An 18,269-nucleotide genomic window follows, 5' to 3' on the forward strand; every position below is an offset into this window, starting at 1 on the left:
CTAGCAGTTCTCAACATGAAGCTATCGGTCTCCTTCAAATCTACTCCTTTTGCACTCGCTCCAGCAGCAACTGGTTCATAGGATTGGGAGTAAGGCCGCGCACGTTGTTCTGCGTCAACCGGACCACTTCGTCGTAGTATAGGCTAATAACCGGGCTTTCCTCCACGATTATGCGGTCCATGGCCTGGTAGAGGGCCGTACGCCGGGCCACGTCCTGCGTGCGGCGGGCTTCATCATACAGCTTATCATAAGCCGCATTTTTGAAGTGGGTTTTATCCGGGCCAGCGGGACTGAAATTGGGACTGTAGAACAAGGCTAAGTAGTTCTCAGCATCGGGGTAGTCACCTAGCCAGCTTTTGGCGAAGAAGGCAACGCGGCCATTATCCACCAAGTCCTGCTGGGCCGCCGATTGATTGATATCAATCTGGACCTGCGCGCCCACATCAGCCCACTGCTTTTGCAGATATTCGCCTATTTCCTTGCGTTCCAGCACCGTGCTCAGGCGCAAGCGCAGCGGGCGCTGCGGTCCGTAGCCGGCGGCGCGCAGCAGTTGCCGGGCCTTCTGCGGCTGGTAGGTGTAGCCGGGCACTTCTTTTTCGGAGAATGAGGGCAACGCCATGGGCACGAAACCGGAGGTGCCGGCGTGCCCCACCCGATTCAGCAGATAAGTTAGCATTTCGGGCTTGTTCAGAGCATAGTTCAGGGCTTGGCGCACGCGCTTGTCGCGCAGGGCGCGGCCCTGCACGGCCTGCTCGCCAGTCAGGTTAGCCGAATCGAGTTGAATGCCGAGGTACTCCGTGTTCAGGTAGGGCACTTTCTCCACCCGGAACTTGCCCTGAAAATCCTCCCGAATAGTGCCGTCGGGGTGCATAATCAAGTCGCGCGAGCCAGCGCGGATGCCCGACAGAAAATCCAGCTTGCCTTGCTGAAAGGTCAGAAACTCGGTCTTGCGGTCGGCCAGGAAGCTCACGGCCACGGCATCGAGGTACGGCAGCGGGCGCCCTTGCCGGTCGCGCCGCCAGTACGTCGGGTTTTTCTCGAAGAGTAGCACGTTGCCCTCGTCCCACAGCTTGAACCGGAATGGCCCGGTGCCCACCGGGTGCTCGCGGAAGTCTTTGCCGTACTTTGCCACGGCCTCGTGAGGCACCACGTAAGCGTAGTGCATAGTCAGGATGCCCAGAAACGGAATAAACGGCTCCTTGAGATGAATGCGCAGTGTCGAGTCATTTGCCGCTACGAAGGCGGTATCGCTGGGGCTGCCGTCGGGCTTTTCCAACACTTTGCCCCGGAAAATCCAGCCCCCAGTGCTGGCCGTGGCCGCATCCAGAATGCGCTTGAAGGAATACACGAAGTCGGCCGCCGTCACCACGCGCCCCTTGCCGCCGGGGAAAACCTCGCTGTCGTGAAACCGCACGCCCGACCGCAGCACGAAGGTATAGAGCCGCCCATCGGGTGAAATGCTGAACCGCCGCGCCAGGGCCGGAGCTGGCAGCAGGGTCGAATCCAGCTCCAGCAGGCCGTTGAACAGCTGCTCATCGGCCCAGCGGTTGGCCTGGTTGCGGGCAAAGGCGGGGTCGAGCGAAGTAAGCGCCTCGGGCTGGTTGTAGCGGAACACGCGGCGCTCGTCGGCGGCCGGGCGGGCCGCGTCGTGGCAGCCAGCCAGCGCCAGCAGAGCCAGCCAGCATCCAAAAGGTTTAGCCAATAAGCTGGCCCAACGAGCCAAAAAAGGGGGCATGCGAACAGGGAAAGAATGTATCTTTGTGCAATGCTACGGCAAAAGTTATTAGTTCTTTGTTGGCAGTTATTCGTCGTCAGTTATTAGTTAATCAGGGTCAGAATGACCATCAACTGATAATGAACCGCCAACAATCACTAACTAAGAACTAGCAACTGACAACTGACAACTAGAGACTCATGGGAAAAATCATCGCGGTAGCCAATCAAAAAGGCGGGGTGGGCAAAACCACTACCTCCATTAACCTCGCGGCGTCCCTGGCCGCCCTGGACTACCGGACCCTGCTCGTCGACGCCGACCCTCAGGCCAACGCCACTTCCGGCGTGGGCTACGACCCCAAGGACATCCAGAACAGCATCTACGAGTGCATGGTGGACGGCATCAATGCGCACGACATCATTCTGCCTACCAACATTCTGCCTCACCTCGACCTCATGCCCTCCCACATCGACCTGGTGGGCGCCGAGGTGGAAATGATAAACCTGCCCAACCGCGAAGAGAAAATGAAGGAGGCCCTACGCCCCCTCGCCGACCAGTACGACTTCATCATCATCGACTGCTCGCCTTCGCTCGGCCTCATCACGGTCAACGCACTCACGGCCGCGCACTCGGTCATCATCCCCGTGCAGTGCGAGTACTTCGCCCTCGAAGGACTGGGCAAGCTTCTGAATACCATTAAAATCATTCAGAGCCGCCTTAATACTGAACTCGAAATCGAAGGCATCCTGCTCACGATGTACGACGTGCGCCTGCGCCTCTCCAACCAAGTGGTGGAGGAAGTACGCATGCACTTCCAGCAGCTGGCCTTCGACACCATTATTCCCCGCAACGTGAAGCTAAGCGAGTCGCCCAGCTTCGGCATCCCCGTCATTCTGCACGACGCCGAGAGCAAAGGCTCCATCAGTTACCTCAACCTGGCCCGCGAAATAGTGGAGAAGAACAGCGTAGAAGCCCGACCCGAGGAAACTGCTGAAGACGAGCGGATTTAGCGTTTTATAGCGAATCAACTAATGGCGCCAGAAACAACTGAAGATGCTTATCACGAAGGTGGCATGTTCTTCAAGCCGGGCTTTGGAGTTGACGAATGGGAGGCACTAAAGCAACGCTTACCTGTTGGCTCAGTTATCACTGGCAAAGTCGTTTATCAGGCCCCTTTCGGCGTCTTCATTGATGCCGGTTTGGGCTTTCCAGTGTTGATGCACCACGGCTGGTTTGCTTGCGGAACTCGATTTCCTGATGATTACCCCCCTTTACACAGTAAATTAGTTGGCCAAGTACTTGATTTCATTGGCGTTGACATCAGCACTCACCGAGAAATTCTTATTTGTCCAGTAAGCCCCAGCGGGGCAACTTATCGGTAGCAACCTCAGTTTCTCCGGATTCTCGAAGCCCCGTCGGGGCGGCATTCGTTGAACGAGTGTCGCCCCGACGGGGCTTCATGATTCTTCTCACCCAGTTTTGCTACCGATATGCCGCCCCGATGGGGCTTTTCATCGGCTTGATTTCAAGCTCAACCGCCCACCTCAAACTTCCAGCTTGCCCTTCGCCCAACAATCCGTATTTTTGACGTTCGGTTGCCGCTTGCCTTTTATGGACCCGGCCGATGTACTATGCCTGTAGAGAAGAACGAAGAGAAATTGCAAGCTGCCCTAGCCGCCGCCGCCGCAGTAAAACGCAAGAGTGGCCTGGGCCGGGGCCTCAACGCCCTGATTGAGGGCAGCTACGAAAAAAAAGGTGACCGGCCCGGCTCCGGCGACCGGCTGGTGTCGCACCCCGTCAATTCAGTGGGCTTTATCTCGGTGGAGCATATTGAGGCCAACCCCTACCAGCCCCGCACCCACTTTGACCAGCAAGCCCTCCAGGAACTGGCCGATAGCATCAAGATTCAGGGCATTATTCAGCCCGTGACCCTGCGCCAGCTCGGCACCAATTCCTATCAGCTCATCAGCGGGGAACGGCGCTTGCAGGCGTCTAAACTGGCGGGGCTGGAGACCATTCCCGCCTACATCCGCAAGGCCGACGACCAGCAAATGCTGGAAATGGCCCTGATTGAGAACATTCAGCGCGAAAACCTGAATGCTATTGAAATTGCCCTCAGCTACCAGCGCCTGCTGAGCGAGTGCAACCTGCGCCAGGAGGAGTTGGGCGACCGGGTGGGCAAAAACCGTTCAACCGTGACCAACTACCTGCGCCTATTGAAGCTGCCACCCGATGTGCAGATTGGCCTGCGCGACGCCGAAATCAGCATGGGGCACGCCCGCGCGCTCATCGGCCTCGACGATTCTAAGGCGCAGGTAGACCTGTTTCGCAAGATTGTGGCCGAGGAGCTGTCCGTGCGCCGCGTTGAGGAACTAGTGCGGGCCGGTTTTGGTCGGGCTACTGCGAATGGTGAAAAAACGAGCGATTCTGCCACCACCGACGCGCCCCCCCAACCGGTGGTACCAGCGGCCGAGCTGCGCCGTGCTGAACGCCACCTCACCGACCGGTTTGGCTCGCGGGTGCAGGTGCGGCCCGGGCCTAAGGGCAATGGAGAAATTAAAATTGCTTTTGATTCAGTTGAGGACATGCAACGGATTCTGCACATTTTGCAACCATCCTAAAGCCTCTGGGTTCCGCCGACGCCCAATGCGCCGGACGTTCTTGGGAATGCTAGCTTGCTAGTATGCTAAATCCCGGGCGCTTTCCGTTAGCGGATTTGCTATGAAAAAATTGCACCACCACATCGCAGCCTTTTTGATTCTGGCTTGCACCCAGCTGGCGGGCCATAGCGGCTGGGCGCAGGTATTTAATCCGAACAATCCGACTAACCCCAACGACCCTACCGCGCCATCGCCCGCCGCGATTCTCGGCGACACCACCGAGCGCCGGGAAGTGGTGGTGACACCCGAAGCCAAGCGCCTAAAAGCCGCCGCCGACTCCGCCAAACGCACGGAGCACATGTTTCGGGCCTTTGGTTTCAAAGGCATCCGGCTCACGCGCCCCGGCAAGGCCGCGCTGCTGGCTATGGTTTTGCCTGGCGCAGGCCAGATTTATAATCGGCGCTGGTGGAAATTACCCCTTGTGTATGGAGCACTCGGCGGCGTGATATACGGCGAGTATTTTTATCAGACCCGCTACCGCGAATTCGCTGACGCCTACAACAACATTACCCAAGCCAAAATCAACCCCGAAACGAATGCCCCCTTCAAGGTTCGCGATGCGGCGCTAGGTCCTCGGGCCCGGCTGGTAAGCAGCGTCCAAGGACTGAACAGCGGCGTGGTATTCTACCGCGGCTACCGCGACATCTTCTACCTCTACATCGGCCTTGCTTATAGCCTGCAAATTGTGGATGCGCTGGTTGATGCCCACCTCAAAGACTTCGACGTGAGCGACGACCTAAGCCTGCACTGGCAGCCAACCATGCTGGCGGTGCCCGGCCAGCCGCTGGCGCTGCCCATGGCTCCGGGTGTTATGTTCGCGCTCCGGGTGAAATAATTTTTAGTTGTCCGTTGCGGATAGTCAATTGCCCGTTTTCAAAGCCCCGCCGTTGACAGCCACGACATCCAACCCAGTACATAACTGATAATCACTCCATGAAGATTCTACTCGTCGGCTACGGTAAAATGGGTCAAACCATTGCAGCACTGGCTGCCCAGCGAGGCCACGAAATTGCTGGCATCGTAGACCTGTATACCAGCACGCTAACCATCGCCGACTTCACACCCGCCACGGTCGATGTGGCCATTGAGTTCACTCACCCTGATTCGGCCTTTGTCAACGTCACGGCATGCCTGCGCCAGGGCCTGCCGGTGGTGTGCGGCTCCACAGGCTGGCTCCACCATTTCGACGAGGCCAAAGCCCTGACCAGCGAACTCAACGGCAGCCTGTTTTACGCCTCCAACTACAGCGTAGGCGTGAATCTGTTCTTTCATTTCAATGAGTATATCGCGGCCAAAATGCACCAGTTTGGCGGCTACGACGTGGCGGTACGGGAGATTCACCATACCCACAAAATCGACCAGCCCAGCGGCACGGCCCTCACCACTGCCGAGGGCATCATGCGCCACTTCCCTGCCAAAACCACTTGGCGCAATGCCCCCGCCGAAGCTCCCACTGAGCTGGCTATCCTCAGTGAGCGCACCGGCGATGCGGTGGGCACGCACATTGTCACCTACTCGTCGGCTGTTGACACGCTGGAGCTTAAGCACGAGGCCCACAGCCGCGAAGGCTTTGCGCTGGGCGCCCTCTTGGCGGCCGAATGGCTGCCCAGCCGCACGGGTGTATTTGGAATGAAAGAACTGCTGGATTTGTAACATCCTAGATTTCTGCCGGAGGCAACGGCGTCTTCTGGCGTTCTGCTGCGTTTCTTTGCCTGATTTTCACTGCCAAGCCCAAGCTTGCCTCCCATGTCCTTGCTCAAAACCGACCCCACTGCTCCCCCGAAGCCCCCCAAAACGAAAACCCGCGAGTGGGCCGATTCGCTGATTTTTGCCATCGTGGCGGCCACGCTCATCCGTTGGGCCACGTTTGAGGCGTACACCATCCCCTCGCCCAGTATGGAAGGGTCCCTGTTGGTGGGCGACTATCTGTTTGTGAGCAAGCTACACTACGGCCCTATCACGCCCCAAACGCCGCTGCAAGTGCCCCTCACCCACCAGACAGTGTGGGGGACGGGCCTCAAAAGCTACTCTGAGCTGATTCAGTTGCCTACTTACCGGCTGCCGGGCTTCAGCAGCATTCAGCGCAACGACGTGGTGGTATTTCACGTGCCGTGGGAGGCGCAATACCCCGCCGACCTGCGCACCAACTACATTAAGCGGTGTGTGGCCGTAGCCGGCGACACCCTCGAAATCAAAAACGCTCAGGTGTACCTCAATGGTAAGCTTGGCGTGGCACCTCCTGGCCTGCAAACCACCTATTTCATGCAGGTTGACAACCCCAACGACGAGGTACTCGCGGCCCTGCGTGCCCAGGGTGTGGTCGACTACGAGCAGCCCGGCGGCCTGCCACAAGCCATTTCCGGCCCCGATGGCAAGTTTGGCTACATCATCAGCTGCACGAAAGCCGCCGCCGACTACTTCCGCCAGCAGCCCTACGTGAAGGGCCTGACCGTGCAGGAGCCCCAGGTGCAGCTGTTTCCGGATGTGGCTGACTTCCGCAACTCCGGCGCTATGAGCGCTACCCCCCGCAACTGGTCGCTCGACGGCTACGGCCCGCTGCCCATCCCCAAAAAAGGCCAAACCATTGCCCTGAGCCCTGGCAACGCCGCCATCTACTACAAAATCGTGGCTCGTTATGAGCACAACGAAGGCATCACCTGGCAGGATGGCATGATTTACCAAAATGGTAAAATGCTCACCAGCTACACCGTGAAGCAGAACTACTACATGATGATGGGCGACAACCGCCACAACTCCGAAGATTCACGCTTCTGGGGCTTCGTGCCCGAAGACCACATCGTGGGTAAAGCAGTGCTCATCTGGCTGTCCGTCGACCCCAACGCCGACTTCTGGCATAAAATCCGCTGGAGTCGCCTCTTCAACATCATCCATTAATGCTCCTCTTCAGCCTGACCGCTGGCGGCAGCCAACGGTGATAGAGCAAAACACCGCACCTCTCCAAAAGATAAAAAGCCCCGACTCGCTGTAGCGTCGGGGCTTTTTCATGTCTTCTCTAAACGTGAAGCTCAACTGACATTCGCTACGCGGCTACCAGGCGCTTCCCGGCCACATTCGAGATGACCTCAGAGCAGATGAAGTCAATGAACGACTTACCGGTTGATTAGCAGGCTACGAGTAATCGTTGCTCCCTGCTTGGTCCGTAGCAGCACCCGGTAGAATGTTTCGTTTTTAAGAGTCGATACGTTCATCTCACGAATGCCCTCTTTGGAAGCGCTATGCAGGACGGCCGTTCCCAATGAGTTGAATACCATAACATCTGTTACAACATCGTCATTTTCGAGGCTGAACTGGATGGTAGTGCGCGCAGGAACTGGGTACAGCACCAGTGAGCCCTGAACCAGGGTTTCGGCAGCAGAGGCCTGGGCAGCATCGGTCGGCTGAATAGTTGAGTCGGCTACTCCACGGGCGGCGGTACCAAAGCTCTGACGCGATGTCTGTACCGAAAGCGTGTAGGCCGCCGACGAAAGGACGGCCCCATTACCGGCCACTACCCGTACTCTATACGTGCCTACTGCCAATCGGCTGCTCGTCGTGATAATGTCGGCAGACGTACTGGTGTTTGAGCTGGCCCCAATAACTCCACCCGACGCGTTGAGAAGTTGAACGTCGTAGTTGCTGGGCAGATTATTGAGCGTTACGCGCACGAACTGCGACTGTCTGGAAACTGCAAATGAGTAGAAGTCAACGTCTGTCAGACCACAAATAGTAGCTTGCACGCTACTGCCTACGGTTAGGGCACGGGCCGAGGCGAGGGTATTATTCGGCTCAAAAGCATCGCCGTTGCAAGTGGGTGCCTGCGGGGCCGCGTTTACCGTAACGAGCACGTCGTCGCTTCCCGTACTTCCTGAATTATTCGCAACGGTCAGGCGGAACGTGTACGTACCCTGCACTAGGTTGCTGACGGTGGTTGTGGCCGAAGACACGTTCTGGAAGCTAGCCGTCGCCGGTCCCGCTACCTGCGTCCAGGCAAAACTGGTAACACTGCCGCCAGTGCTGATGCCACTACCCGTCAAGGTCACTTGATTAGTTGGCAGCGCAATCGTTTGGTCGGCGCCAGCATTGGCGGTGGGTGCGGTATTGGGGGTTGGAGTGGTCGTGGTTCCGTTCACCGTAATCACGATGTCATCACTGCCCTTGTTCCCAGCGCGGTCCGTCAGCGTCAGGCGAAAAGTGTACGTTCCCTTGACCAGGTTGTTGAAAAGAGGATTAAGCGAACTAGGGTTTTGGATAGAAGCCGTGCTTGGCCCGGATAGCTGAGTCCAGCTGACAGTTACAATGTCTCCGTTGGGGTCTTGTCCGCTCGCCGCTACGCTAACACTATTGGTGGGTAGTGTAATGGTGCGGTCGGCTCCCGCGCCGGCAAAGGGCTTGGTGATGTTGGGGTCCGATACGGTAATCATCCGTCCTATATCGCCACCCGTGCCATTGGTGCTGGGCGTCGTAAAGGTGTATACGCGATGTTCGCCCTTCACCGGTAGTAACCCCAGGCTGCTACCCAGTCTTCCATCGCTCCTGAAACTGATGAGTTCTGGATAAGGAAACGTGGGTGGCGCAACGTCAAACACCCAAACCAGGAGGAAGGTATACGTGGTGTTGGGCGCAAGAGCCGATAGGGAGATGCCAGACGTCAAAAACGTACTGGCAACCATAACATTTGGGTTTGGGTTAAATGTCAAACGCTCGTTATATAGCGTATCAGTATTTTTGCGGGCAAGCACCAAGACTCGGGCAAAGTTGGATGGATTCGTAATGAACTCCTCATTGGGGTAGTCAAAATCCAGCTGGGCCGACGTGGGCTGGAGATTACTGAGCCTCAGATTATAGACAGGATGTGGGATTTGTTGTGACTGTCCCAGTGAAGGAAGGGCTACTCCAACCATCAGGAGCAGGGCGATTATCGGCCAAGCAAACAAGGAATATAAGGTGTGTTTCATGATTTTGTTGAATGGATCAATTGATTTGAGCTTGTTTTAGTCCAAACTCGGAACCTGATGCATTATGGTTGCCTCAAACTCAAACCAAGGCTGATACAACAAAATATAGTAAAATGAAAGACGTAACCTTGTATCTCCCACCCTAATGGTGAGCCCAAATGTGGAGCAAGCCCACCAATTAGGAGCACGTCTCAAAAATGTAGCTGTGCGCTATTGTACTATTTGGCTGAATGCACCTGATATTCCTGACAGCAAAAAAGCCTGGAGATTATGTACTGCCCGTCTGACTAAATTGCCACAGGCTTATTTAAAAGGCTAAAAGGCGGCAGGCAGGTTACGCCACGTACCGCGGGTGCGCGCTTGGCAAAAATAGGATGGCCGTACGAGTGACCCTCAACTTGTAAGACCCCTCCTTCCCAAACCCTCTCGGCATCGTTAAAACATTCTCCGTAGCCCCTCCAACATCCTCCGATCCCGCTAAAACAGTACCAAGTAAGCACAACAAGACGTTACCGAGGCCGCCAAAACAGCCCCGGCTTACCGGAAACACTCTCTGACATCAACAAAACACTACCCGATGGATCAAAAACACCCACTGGGCTTACCAAACCCTACCATTCTATCGGCGTCAGCCCCTGACTCTCTAGCCAGGCATTGGTCTTGCTGAAGGGCTTGCTACCAAAGAATCCCTTGTCGGCCGCGTACGGCGACGGGTGCACTGACTTTAGTACCAGATGCTTCTTCTCGTCAATCAGCTCGGTCTTTTTGCCCGCATAGGCTCCCCAGAGAATGAATACGACGTGCTCTTTCTCCTCCGAAACCTTGCGGATAACGGCGTCGGTGAACTCCTCCCAGCCCTTTTTCTGGTGCGACGCCGGTTCGCTGGCCCGCACCGTGAGCGTGGCATTCAGGAGCAGCACCCCCTGCTGAGCCCAACGGTCGAGGTTGCCATTGGGCGCCGGCGGCGTGCCAGGAATATCAGTTTGCAGCTCCTTAAAAATATTTTGCAACGATGGCGGCGTGCGCTGCCCTTCCTGCACCGAAAACGACAGCCCGTGCGCCTGATTGCGCCCGTGGTACGGGTCTTGCCCCAGAATCACGACCTTGACCTTGTTGAACGGTGTGGCATCGAAGGCGTGGAAAATTTGAGACCCGGCCGGGTAAACCGTAGCCGTAGCGTATTCGCCTTTCACAAAAGCGGTAAGGCGTTGAAAATACGGCTTCTCAAACTCATCAGCTAACACCGGACGCCAGCTTTCGGCTATTTTTACCATCGAAGTTTTTTTAAGAAAATAAACGGGCTTTTGCGGCGTTGAAGTGTCGCTTTTGCGTAAAACCAATTCCGGCGGGCTACTGTTACGCCCGCAGCTCCCAATTAGCTCGACACCTATGCCAACCATCACTACGCAAGGCGTCACCGTTTCGGTTACGACCAATTACTTGCCCGATTACTCCAGTCCCGGTCAGGAGCACTTCGTTTTTGCCTATAAAATCGATATTCGAAATAATAGTGAGTTCACCGTGAAGCTCCTTCGCCGCCACTGGCACATTCATGACGCCAACGGCGTGGTGCGCGAGGTAGAGGGCGAAGGCGTAGTAGGCCGCCAGCCCGTACTGGAGCCCGGCGAGTCGCACCAATACGTGAGCGGCTGCAACTTAAAATCGGGCGTCGGCAAAATGCGCGGTACCTACCTCATGGAGCGCCTCGCCAACGGCCAGGAGTTCACGGTGGAAATCCCGGAGTTCACCCTCATGGTGCCCTACCGCCTGAACTAGCAGTTAGTTTTGAATGAAGTAGCGCGAACTTTGCAGACGCGTCCCCGCGCCGCAAGGTTGTCGTTCCGGGACACGGCCTACACAGTTCGCGCTACTTGTTTCAACTTCTCGCTTACCTCCGCTTCTGGCTTCGTTCGGGCAATGCCCACGGGCTGCACTCGCCGTTCGTATTTGGCCTCTATACTACGGTGGTGCGGCACACCGGCCGCTTTGGGGCCTATGCGCCCATTGAGGCGCGTCGGCAGCAGCTGCTTCAGAGTGCCACTAGCGTCAGCGTTATCGATTTCGGTGCGGGGTCGCACACCGGTGCCGGCCAGCAGCGCCGCGTAGCTGACATCGCCCGCACGGCGGCCAAACCGCCGCACCTGGCGCAGCTGCTTTTCCGGCTGGTCAATCATTTTCGCCCCGCCACCATCCTGGAGCTGGGTACGTCGCTGGGCCTCACGACTGCCTACCTCGCCGCCGCCGACTCGCGCCACCGCGTCCTCACCTTCGAGGGCTGCCCCAACATTGCGGCCCTGGCCCGCGAAACATTCGCCACGCTCCACCTGCGCAACATCGATATCATCGAAGGTAACATCGACCACACCCTAGCCCCCACCCTAGCCACGCTCACGGCCCCCCTCGACTTCGCCTTCTTCGATGGCAACCACCGCTACGAGCCGACCCTGCGCTATTTCGAGCTTTGCCTGGCTCACCGCACCAACGACTCCGTGTTCGTCTTCGACGACATTCACTGGTCCGCTGAGATGGAGCGGGCCTGGGAAGCCATCAAGGCCCACCCGGAGGTAAATATCACCGTCGATTTATTCCATATCGGACTCGTCTTCTTTCGGAAGGGTCAGCCCAAGCAGCACTTCTGGCTGCGCACGTAAGCCTGTAGCGCGGACTCTGCGAGTCCGCGTCGGGACCGCACGAAACGCGGACTCACAGAGTCCGCGCTACGATTATGGCAGTTGGTTCAGTTCTACTTCTCCCGTTTCGCGAATAGCCTGCCGCACTCGTGTGAGCTTCACCAGCAATGCCTCCAACTGGTCGAGCGGCAGCATATTGGCGCCGTCTGACAGGGCGGTGGCCGGCGTGGGGTGAGTTTCGATAAACAGGCCATCAGCGCCCACGGCAATGGCGGCTTTAGCAATGGTTTCGATAAGCGCGGGCTGGCCGCCGGTTACGCCGCTGCTTTGGTTGGGGCGCTGGAGCGAGTGCGTCACGTCCATCACCACCGGCACCTGGAACTCGCGCATCGCGGGCAGGTTACGGAAGTCCACCACAAGGTCAGAATAGCCAAACGAGTTGCCGCGCTCAGTGAGAATGACGTGCTCATTGCCCGATTGGCGCACCTTATCCACGGCCCACTTCATGGCCTCACCGCTCAGGAACTGGCCTTTTTTGATGTTCACCACCTTGCCCGTTTCGGCGGCAGCGATGAGTAAATCTGTTTGCCGGCACAGAAACGCCGGAATTTGCAGCACGTCTACATACTCGGCCGCCAGCGCGGCTTCCGTCGACTCGTGGATGTCCGTCACGGTCGGCACGCCGATTTCACGCCCCACTTTTTGCAGGATGCGCAAGGCCGCTTCATCGCCAATGCCCGTGAAGGAATCGAGCCGCGACCGGTTGGCTTTGCGGTAAGAACCCTTGAAAATATAAGGAATCTGGAACTTGTCGGTGATGTGCCTGATGCGCTCGGCAATGCGCAGGGCCATGTCCTCCCCCTCGATGACGCAGGGACCGGCCATGAGAAAAAACTGGCCGGAATTGGTATTACGAAAGTGCGGAAGGGTTTGAGCGAGGGCAGTAAGCATGAAGTTGGTTGTTAGTTATTGGCTGAACGTCATGCTTCGACAAGCTCAGTATGACGTTTTAAGTATTAAGTATTGGTGTTACGCTTCAAACAAATAAACAGCTCCCTCCCCTGCCGCGGTTTAAGCGAATTATGCGCGGTTTCGAAATGCCGAAACTCGAAATACGGCGCGAAGTATTCCCGGTATTCCTCTTTAGTGCCCCCAAACGGCGGCTCCTGCACCGGCCCAAAATCCGTGTCGAACAGCAGCCCCATCAGGGTGCCACCGGGCCGCAGCAGCGCCGCGCACTGCCGGGCATAGGCGGGCCGCAGGGCCGGATTCAGGGCACAAAAAAACGTTTGCTCCACAATCAAATCGTAGGGCTCCGCGTTAGGCAGGGTGAAGAAATCAGCCAGCAGCAGGTGTTGGACGGGGAAATCGGGCACGCGGGCCGTGAGGGCCTGCAATGCTTCCGGGGCAATATCTGCCACGAATACTTCCCGGAAACCGCGCTGGTGCAGGTACTCGGCCTCGTAGGCCCGGCCCGCGCCGGGGATTAAAATGCGCGGCTGCGTGGCTACGTCGAGTTGGTCGAAATAGGCGCGTAGTGGCGGGGTCACTGCATGGGCATCCCAACCGTCGCGGCCTTCAGTGTAACGGCCTTGCCAATAGGCTAAATCAAAGGGGGGTAAAACCGTTTCCATCCCGTTAAAGTATAGTTGAAACTTGCCAGGGCACGGAAGTCCCCTATTTTTACGCCAAATGTACGTGTCACATTGTGGCCTAGTCCTTAATTACATCACGCTTTTCTAGTTTAATTATTCCCGCATGGACCCTAACGAAACTCCTGAACCCCGCTCCAATAATAGCCGCGTCCTGCTGTGGGTAGCCCTCGTGCTTGTGCTGCTGGGCATCAACGGCGTCCTGTTTTATCTCAATCAGCAAAAGGGCGAGAAGAACGAGGAGCTAACCACCGAGGTACGGGCCAAGGACAGCAAGCTGCAAGAGCAAATCAAACAATATGAAGCGCTAAAAGCTGATTTTGAGCGCCAGAGCCAGGAGTTACAAGCCTTGGGTCTAAGCAACGATTCCCTCGAAAACAAGATTGCCAACGTCAACGCCGACTTGCTGAAACTGCGCTCCTTCCGGGCCAACAGCTTTTCCCTCGCGCAGCAAAAGCTGTTTCGCCAGCGTGCCGTGAACCTCGAAAGCCAGCTGCGTAAGAAAGACAATGACATTGCCCAGCTCAAGAAAGACAATGAGACGCTCTACACCGAAACCACCACCCTCAAAGAGCGCCAGAACAAGCTGACCGACACCATCAGCACCCTGGCTCGTAACAACCAGGACCTGTCGACTAAAGTAGGCGTCGCCTCCCGCTTGCAGTCTGAAAACATCAAAGTGGCCATCATCACGTCGAAAAACAAAGAGCAGGCCGACGACAAAGAAGAGTTCAAGGCCAAAAAAGTAGAAAAGGTGAGAGTAACATTTAACTTGGCCCGCAACGACGTTTCCGCGAAGGAAACCAAAGCCATTTACATGCGCATTCTGGAGCCCGACGGCGCCGCCCTCTATAACCTGAGCACCGGCGGCGGCACCTTCACCGTGGACGGGCAGGAGGCCTTCTACACCCAGAAACAAGACATTGTGTACGACAACACCAAACAGAGACTGGACTTCACCTACGCCAAAGGTGCCGAATACAAGAAGGGCCAGCACACGGTGGAACTCTACGAAAGCGGCCAGCTGATGGGCAAAAAGACGTTCACCCTGAAGTAGAGGTCCTCTCAGAAAACGGAAATTATAGCACGTTAAGCCCATCGGGCATGGGTGATAGTGTTACAACGCTACAGGCGTGATGTATAATCAGACGCCTTACCCGACCACGAAAAAGGCCCTCAGCAGTGCGCTAAGGGCCTTTTTCGTGGTCGGGAGGCGGAAATGATGGCAGAACTCAACAAGCTTCTGGCTGAGAATCACAAAAATTTGGTTAATCCCCCCAATCTCACAGTATTCACAGAACAAACAGAGCGCATTTACGGCACCACCCTTTTCTTGAACTTTCTTTGATTGAGTCTACCAGCGCTATCGTTCGGAGACTGCGGAATTGAGGCCGGGGGCTACGCGCTCCACCACGAGGCGCTCGGCACTTTTAGCCGCTGCCAGACGTAACAACTCGCGCAAGGCTGCCAAGTCGGCTGCACCGTAGGCCGCTTGCTGAAGCTGGAGCCTGTTCGTGAACACGACCTGAGTCGGCGTCAGGTGCGTCACGGTGAAGGAATACCGACCTGCTCCCTTGGGCAACGCCAGGGCTAGCGGCGCAGGGGCGGAGGCCACAGCAAAGCCCGGGGGCAGGGTGAGAATTACTTGGCTCAACCACTCCTGTGGGGCACCCAAGTCGGCACCGGGCGCAGCCGAGGCATGCAGTACCTCCTGCAAGAGCGAGGGTAGCTGGGCGGGTAGCTCCAGCAGCAAGGCCGTCAACGGCCCGCCGGGGTGCACCCGAGTCGCGGCTACGTCGAGCGTGAGGGGTTTGGTGGATTCTGCGTGGGAGTTTAGGCGGAAATTGGTGAGCGTCCACGTGTCGTAACCCGCGAAACGCCGCCCGAGGTAGGCGCGTTCGGAACTGGTGCGCAATGCGTGCCGCTCGCGCAGGCCCGCGTAACCGCCTTCCTCTAGGTGAATTTGTCCCTGCAAATCACCGGCCGGGGTGAGCTGGAGAGAGTACGTGGCTCGGTGGACGTAGCCTTGCCCCGGCTCCAGGGTCACCCACCGCCCCGGGCCTTTGGCCGGCAGGACGCGGCCCCGAACGCCGTGCAGCCGTTCGGGTAGCAAGCCCACGGGCACCAAGGGGTCCGTAGCGTCGAGAAATAGGGAAGAGCTATCGGGACGGAGGAGCACAGCGGCCAGGTAGTTGAACCGGTCCTGAGACGGATAGTCTTCCAGCACCCGCCCATGGGCCCGCGTGCTGAGCACCACCGGGTCGGCTGGCAGGCCGGCTTCGCGCAAGGCCAGCACCAGCAACAGATTTATCTCGGCAGCATTGCCCCGGTGGGCGGCCCACGCCTGCCGCAGGGGCCGTTCCGCCCAGAAAACTTCTTGGTCATCATACTTCATGTGTTGCTGCACCCAGGCGTACACGGCCGCCGCGCGAGCCGCGGCCTCCGGATGCTGCCGGCGCAACTGAACCATCTCGTCACGCAGAAACCCGCCCCCGTGCAGGCGCTGGCCTACTTGTTCATCGGCGCGCAGCCGCTCGTCGATTCGCTCCCAGGTGGTGGTGTAGTTACGCTCGGGATACCCGGGAAGGGCCATGCTTTTCAATTCGATTTCCAGTTGGGCCTGGTAGTCCCGGACGGTGGGCAGGAACGACCAGTCAGGGAGCACGGGCACGTCGCGCAGGACCCAGCGGGAGAAGGTAGCGCCGACGCCACGCTGCAAATCGGTTGGTCGGATGGGCAAGTTGTAGGCCTCCACGGTTTGCGCCGTCAGCGCCTGCATCGTCAGGCCGCCCCGGTGTTCGTTGACGGCCGGGGGATGGGCACTGCGCAACACCATGTGGTAGTTGAGAAAGGTCGGAACCTCCAGTCGAAACTCACTCCAGCGGACCGGAATGCGCCGCTGGAATACCCAGACGGGCAGGCGCTGCAGGTCATCCGACACCAGGGTGTAGGTAAACTCCACAATGGAGCCCACCCGCACTTGCGGCAGCGTAAAGCGCTGGCTGCGCCAGCGGGGCGTCTCGAGCAGGGTAAACACGGCCTCGGAGGCGAGGGTGTCGCGGTGAATCTGCCCCCCAACTAGGTTATAGGTGGCCCCGCGCAAGCCCCGGAGAGAGGCATGGTCGCCTTTCTCGTCCTTCCACAAATCCACAATGCCGCTGGCGTAGTCAAAGCCACTGGGCTTGCGAATCAGAATACGCGTGTGGCGCTTTATTACTACCTGCAACTGACCTTGACGCCCATCGATATGCGCCTGGGCATAGTCGCACAGCACAACCGCCACGGCAGCCGTATCGGTTGCGGTCAGGACGGGCGCAAAGTCCTGCGGCATGACCTGACCATACTGAATAGGTGACGGCTGCGCTTCAATATGCCGCGGCCACAGTCCAAGGCTCAACAGCAGCATCCAACCAACGAATGTGAAGCAGATGCCTGGGGTTGTGTTTTGTTGCGCAATTCGGAGGATACTCATCCCCACAAATGTAGTCGGCCCACACCACCAGGGGACGTTAACGATTTGTTACGAGCAAGGCCAGTGCCCTTGGCCATTCAGGGGGGCGAGAGGGTGTTTTTTTAAGCACTGCGCGGAAGCAGTGTGCCAGTGTGGCCGAAACCGGAGTCTACAGGCACACCGCTTAAAAGCGGGGTTCCGAGAAGTTGGAGCAGCAGGGCCGTGTAATAAAGGTAGGCCCGCAAGCGAAGGTAGAATTGCTGTCAGTTCAGTTCTCTAGCACGGAGCGCACCGAATAGACTTCCTACTAAACTTTATCTTCTTTTTAGTAAACGGGCACTTTGAGTTGGACACTTCGAAAAACGGCTTCTCCACCCCTCCAAATAAACGGTATCAAAAAACGGCTCAGAAAACCGGCGTTTCCAGGCCGTTTGGGCACCCGCAACAACCCTCCAGAAAACGACCGTTTGTTAGAGGAGCTGGCGTTCCCGAAACTCATCCCTTTGGCGCCTTTCGTAAATGTTGATTCGTAGACGAATTTCGTAAACTCTCCCGGACCCACAGTAACTTCCTGGCCACCTGATAGTGGACTGTTGCTAGTACTTTAGCGACAGGAGGGTTTTACCTTTGCTGAAAACACGACGATGATTAAGCTAGCCCGTATGCAGCCGGAAGAAGGCGCCTGTTTTTACCCATGGATTGGCGACCCCGACGTCATTCACTATTCGCTGTCTGCTTTCCAATCCCTGAAAACGCCGGCGCAGATTGACCACTGGTTCGCGGCGACCTTACGGGACGAGAAAAGTATCAATCTGGGCATTTACTTGCAAGAGACCAATGCCTTAATTGGCTACGCGGGCCTCTCGAACCTTTCTGCCACCAACCAGTCCGGTGAATACTTCATCCTGATTGGGGAGAAAGCCTACTGGGGGAGGGGGGTAGGCACGGCGGTCACGAAACAGGTGCTGACCCTCGGCTTTACCGTGTACCGGCTCAATCGCATTATGCTCACGGTTTCCGAATTGAATCTGAGCGGCATAAAAGCCTATACTAACGCCGGCTTTGTGGTAGAGGGGCGCCTGCGAGCGGCCTGCTGTCGCAACGGCCTGTTCCACGATAAAATCGTCATGGCTGTCCTGAAGGCAGAATGGCAATCGTAATAGGGGCTAGTGATCCACGAAAATGGTCCGAAGGGAAACGCGGCCAT

Annotated in this window: 16 protein-coding genes; 10 read left to right on the forward strand and 6 right to left on the reverse strand. The window is 57.3% G+C overall.

Annotation, left to right across the window (positions count from 1 at the left end; all coding sequences use genetic code 11):
• Positions 1-40: 40 nt before the first annotated feature.
• Entirely contained in the window at positions 41-1,735 is a 1,695-nt protein-coding gene (locus WX88_RS14590) for an ABC transporter substrate-binding protein (RefSeq protein WP_082116040.1), read from the reverse strand.
• A gap of 179 nt (positions 1,736-1,914) precedes the next feature.
• On the opposite strand from WX88_RS14590, the gene WX88_RS14595 reads away from it, so the two are divergent.
• The 6 genes from WX88_RS14595 to lepB all read left to right on the forward strand — a co-directional run bounded on the left by WX88_RS14595 (position 1,915) and on the right by lepB (position 7,269).
• Positions 1,915-2,724, forward strand: coding sequence for a ParA family protein (locus WX88_RS14595; RefSeq protein WP_046245138.1), 810 nt, complete (start codon positions 1,915-1,917; stop codon positions 2,722-2,724).
• A gap of 21 nt (positions 2,725-2,745) precedes the next feature.
• Complete coding sequence (locus tag WX88_RS30075; RefSeq protein ID WP_156176146.1) at positions 2,746-3,096, forward strand: hypothetical protein; 351 nt, start codon at positions 2,746-2,748, stop codon at positions 3,094-3,096.
• A gap of 249 nt (positions 3,097-3,345) precedes the next feature.
• Positions 3,346-4,335, forward strand: coding sequence for a ParB/RepB/Spo0J family partition protein (locus tag WX88_RS14600; protein ID WP_082116041.1), 990 nt, complete (start codon positions 3,346-3,348; stop codon positions 4,333-4,335).
• A gap of 100 nt (positions 4,336-4,435) precedes the next feature.
• Complete coding sequence (locus WX88_RS14605) at positions 4,436-5,209, forward strand: DUF5683 domain-containing protein (RefSeq protein WP_052732705.1); 774 nt, start codon at positions 4,436-4,438, stop codon at positions 5,207-5,209.
• A gap of 98 nt (positions 5,210-5,307) precedes the next feature.
• The gene (dapB, locus tag WX88_RS14610; RefSeq protein WP_046245139.1) at positions 5,308-6,027 is read left to right on the forward strand and encodes a 4-hydroxy-tetrahydrodipicolinate reductase; all 720 of its coding nucleotides are present in this window, start codon (positions 5,308-5,310) and stop codon (positions 6,025-6,027) included.
• Positions 6,028-6,120: 93 nt separating this feature from the next.
• The gene (lepB, locus tag WX88_RS14615; RefSeq protein WP_046245140.1) at positions 6,121-7,269 is read left to right on the forward strand and encodes a signal peptidase I; all 1,149 of its coding nucleotides are present in this window, start codon (positions 6,121-6,123) and stop codon (positions 7,267-7,269) included.
• A 215-nt stretch (positions 7,270-7,484) separates the two neighbouring features.
• On the opposite strand, the gene WX88_RS14620 is transcribed toward lepB, so the two are convergent.
• Entirely contained in the window at positions 7,485-9,044 is a 1,560-nt protein-coding gene (locus tag WX88_RS14620) for a PPC domain-containing protein (RefSeq protein ID WP_197076799.1), read from the reverse strand.
• 896 nt (positions 9,045-9,940) lie between these two features.
• Complete coding sequence (locus WX88_RS14625) at positions 9,941-10,603, reverse strand: uracil-DNA glycosylase (RefSeq protein ID WP_046245142.1); 663 nt, start codon at positions 10,601-10,603, stop codon at positions 9,941-9,943.
• Between the two features lie 115 nt (positions 10,604-10,718).
• Here WX88_RS14625 and apaG point away from each other — a divergent pair, with 115 nt between their 5' ends.
• Entirely contained in the window at positions 10,719-11,105 is a 387-nt protein-coding gene (apaG, locus tag WX88_RS14630) for a Co2+/Mg2+ efflux protein ApaG (RefSeq protein WP_046245143.1), read from the forward strand.
• 95 nt (positions 11,106-11,200) lie between these two features.
• A complete protein-coding gene (locus WX88_RS14635) occupies positions 11,201-11,980 on the forward strand; it encodes an O-methyltransferase (RefSeq protein ID WP_046245144.1) in 780 nt (259 codons plus the stop codon).
• A gap of 72 nt (positions 11,981-12,052) precedes the next feature.
• Here WX88_RS14635 and kdsA read toward each other — a convergent pair whose 3' ends face one another.
• Positions 12,053-12,910 carry a 3-deoxy-8-phosphooctulonate synthase gene (gene kdsA, locus WX88_RS14640; RefSeq protein WP_046245145.1) on the reverse strand — a complete coding sequence of 286 codons (858 nt, stop codon included), beginning with the start codon at positions 12,908-12,910 and terminating at the stop codon, positions 12,053-12,055.
• 65 nt (positions 12,911-12,975) lie between these two features.
• The gene (locus tag WX88_RS14645) at positions 12,976-13,593 is read right to left on the reverse strand and encodes a methyltransferase domain-containing protein (RefSeq protein ID WP_046245146.1); all 618 of its coding nucleotides are present in this window, start codon (positions 13,591-13,593) and stop codon (positions 12,976-12,978) included.
• A gap of 124 nt (positions 13,594-13,717) precedes the next feature.
• On the opposite strand from WX88_RS14645, the gene WX88_RS14650 reads away from it, so the two are divergent.
• Positions 13,718-14,668 carry a hypothetical protein gene (locus WX88_RS14650; protein WP_046245147.1) on the forward strand — a complete coding sequence of 317 codons (951 nt, stop codon included), beginning with the start codon at positions 13,718-13,720 and terminating at the stop codon, positions 14,666-14,668.
• A gap of 306 nt (positions 14,669-14,974) precedes the next feature.
• On the opposite strand, the gene WX88_RS14655 is transcribed toward WX88_RS14650, so the two are convergent.
• The gene (locus tag WX88_RS14655) at positions 14,975-16,942 is read right to left on the reverse strand and encodes a DUF3857 domain-containing protein (protein ID WP_231590711.1); all 1,968 of its coding nucleotides are present in this window, start codon (positions 16,940-16,942) and stop codon (positions 14,975-14,977) included.
• Between the two features lie 764 nt (positions 16,943-17,706).
• On the opposite strand from WX88_RS14655, the gene WX88_RS14660 reads away from it, so the two are divergent.
• Positions 17,707-18,222, forward strand: a complete 516-nt coding sequence (locus WX88_RS14660; RefSeq protein ID WP_046245149.1) for a GNAT family N-acetyltransferase — start codon at positions 17,707-17,709, stop codon at positions 18,220-18,222.
• Positions 18,223-18,269 lie beyond the last annotated feature (47 nt).

Origin of the sequence: Hymenobacter terrenus, from assembly GCF_000972495.1 — a bacterium.
GTDB lineage: Bacteria > Bacteroidota > Bacteroidia > Cytophagales > Hymenobacteraceae > Hymenobacter > Hymenobacter terrenus.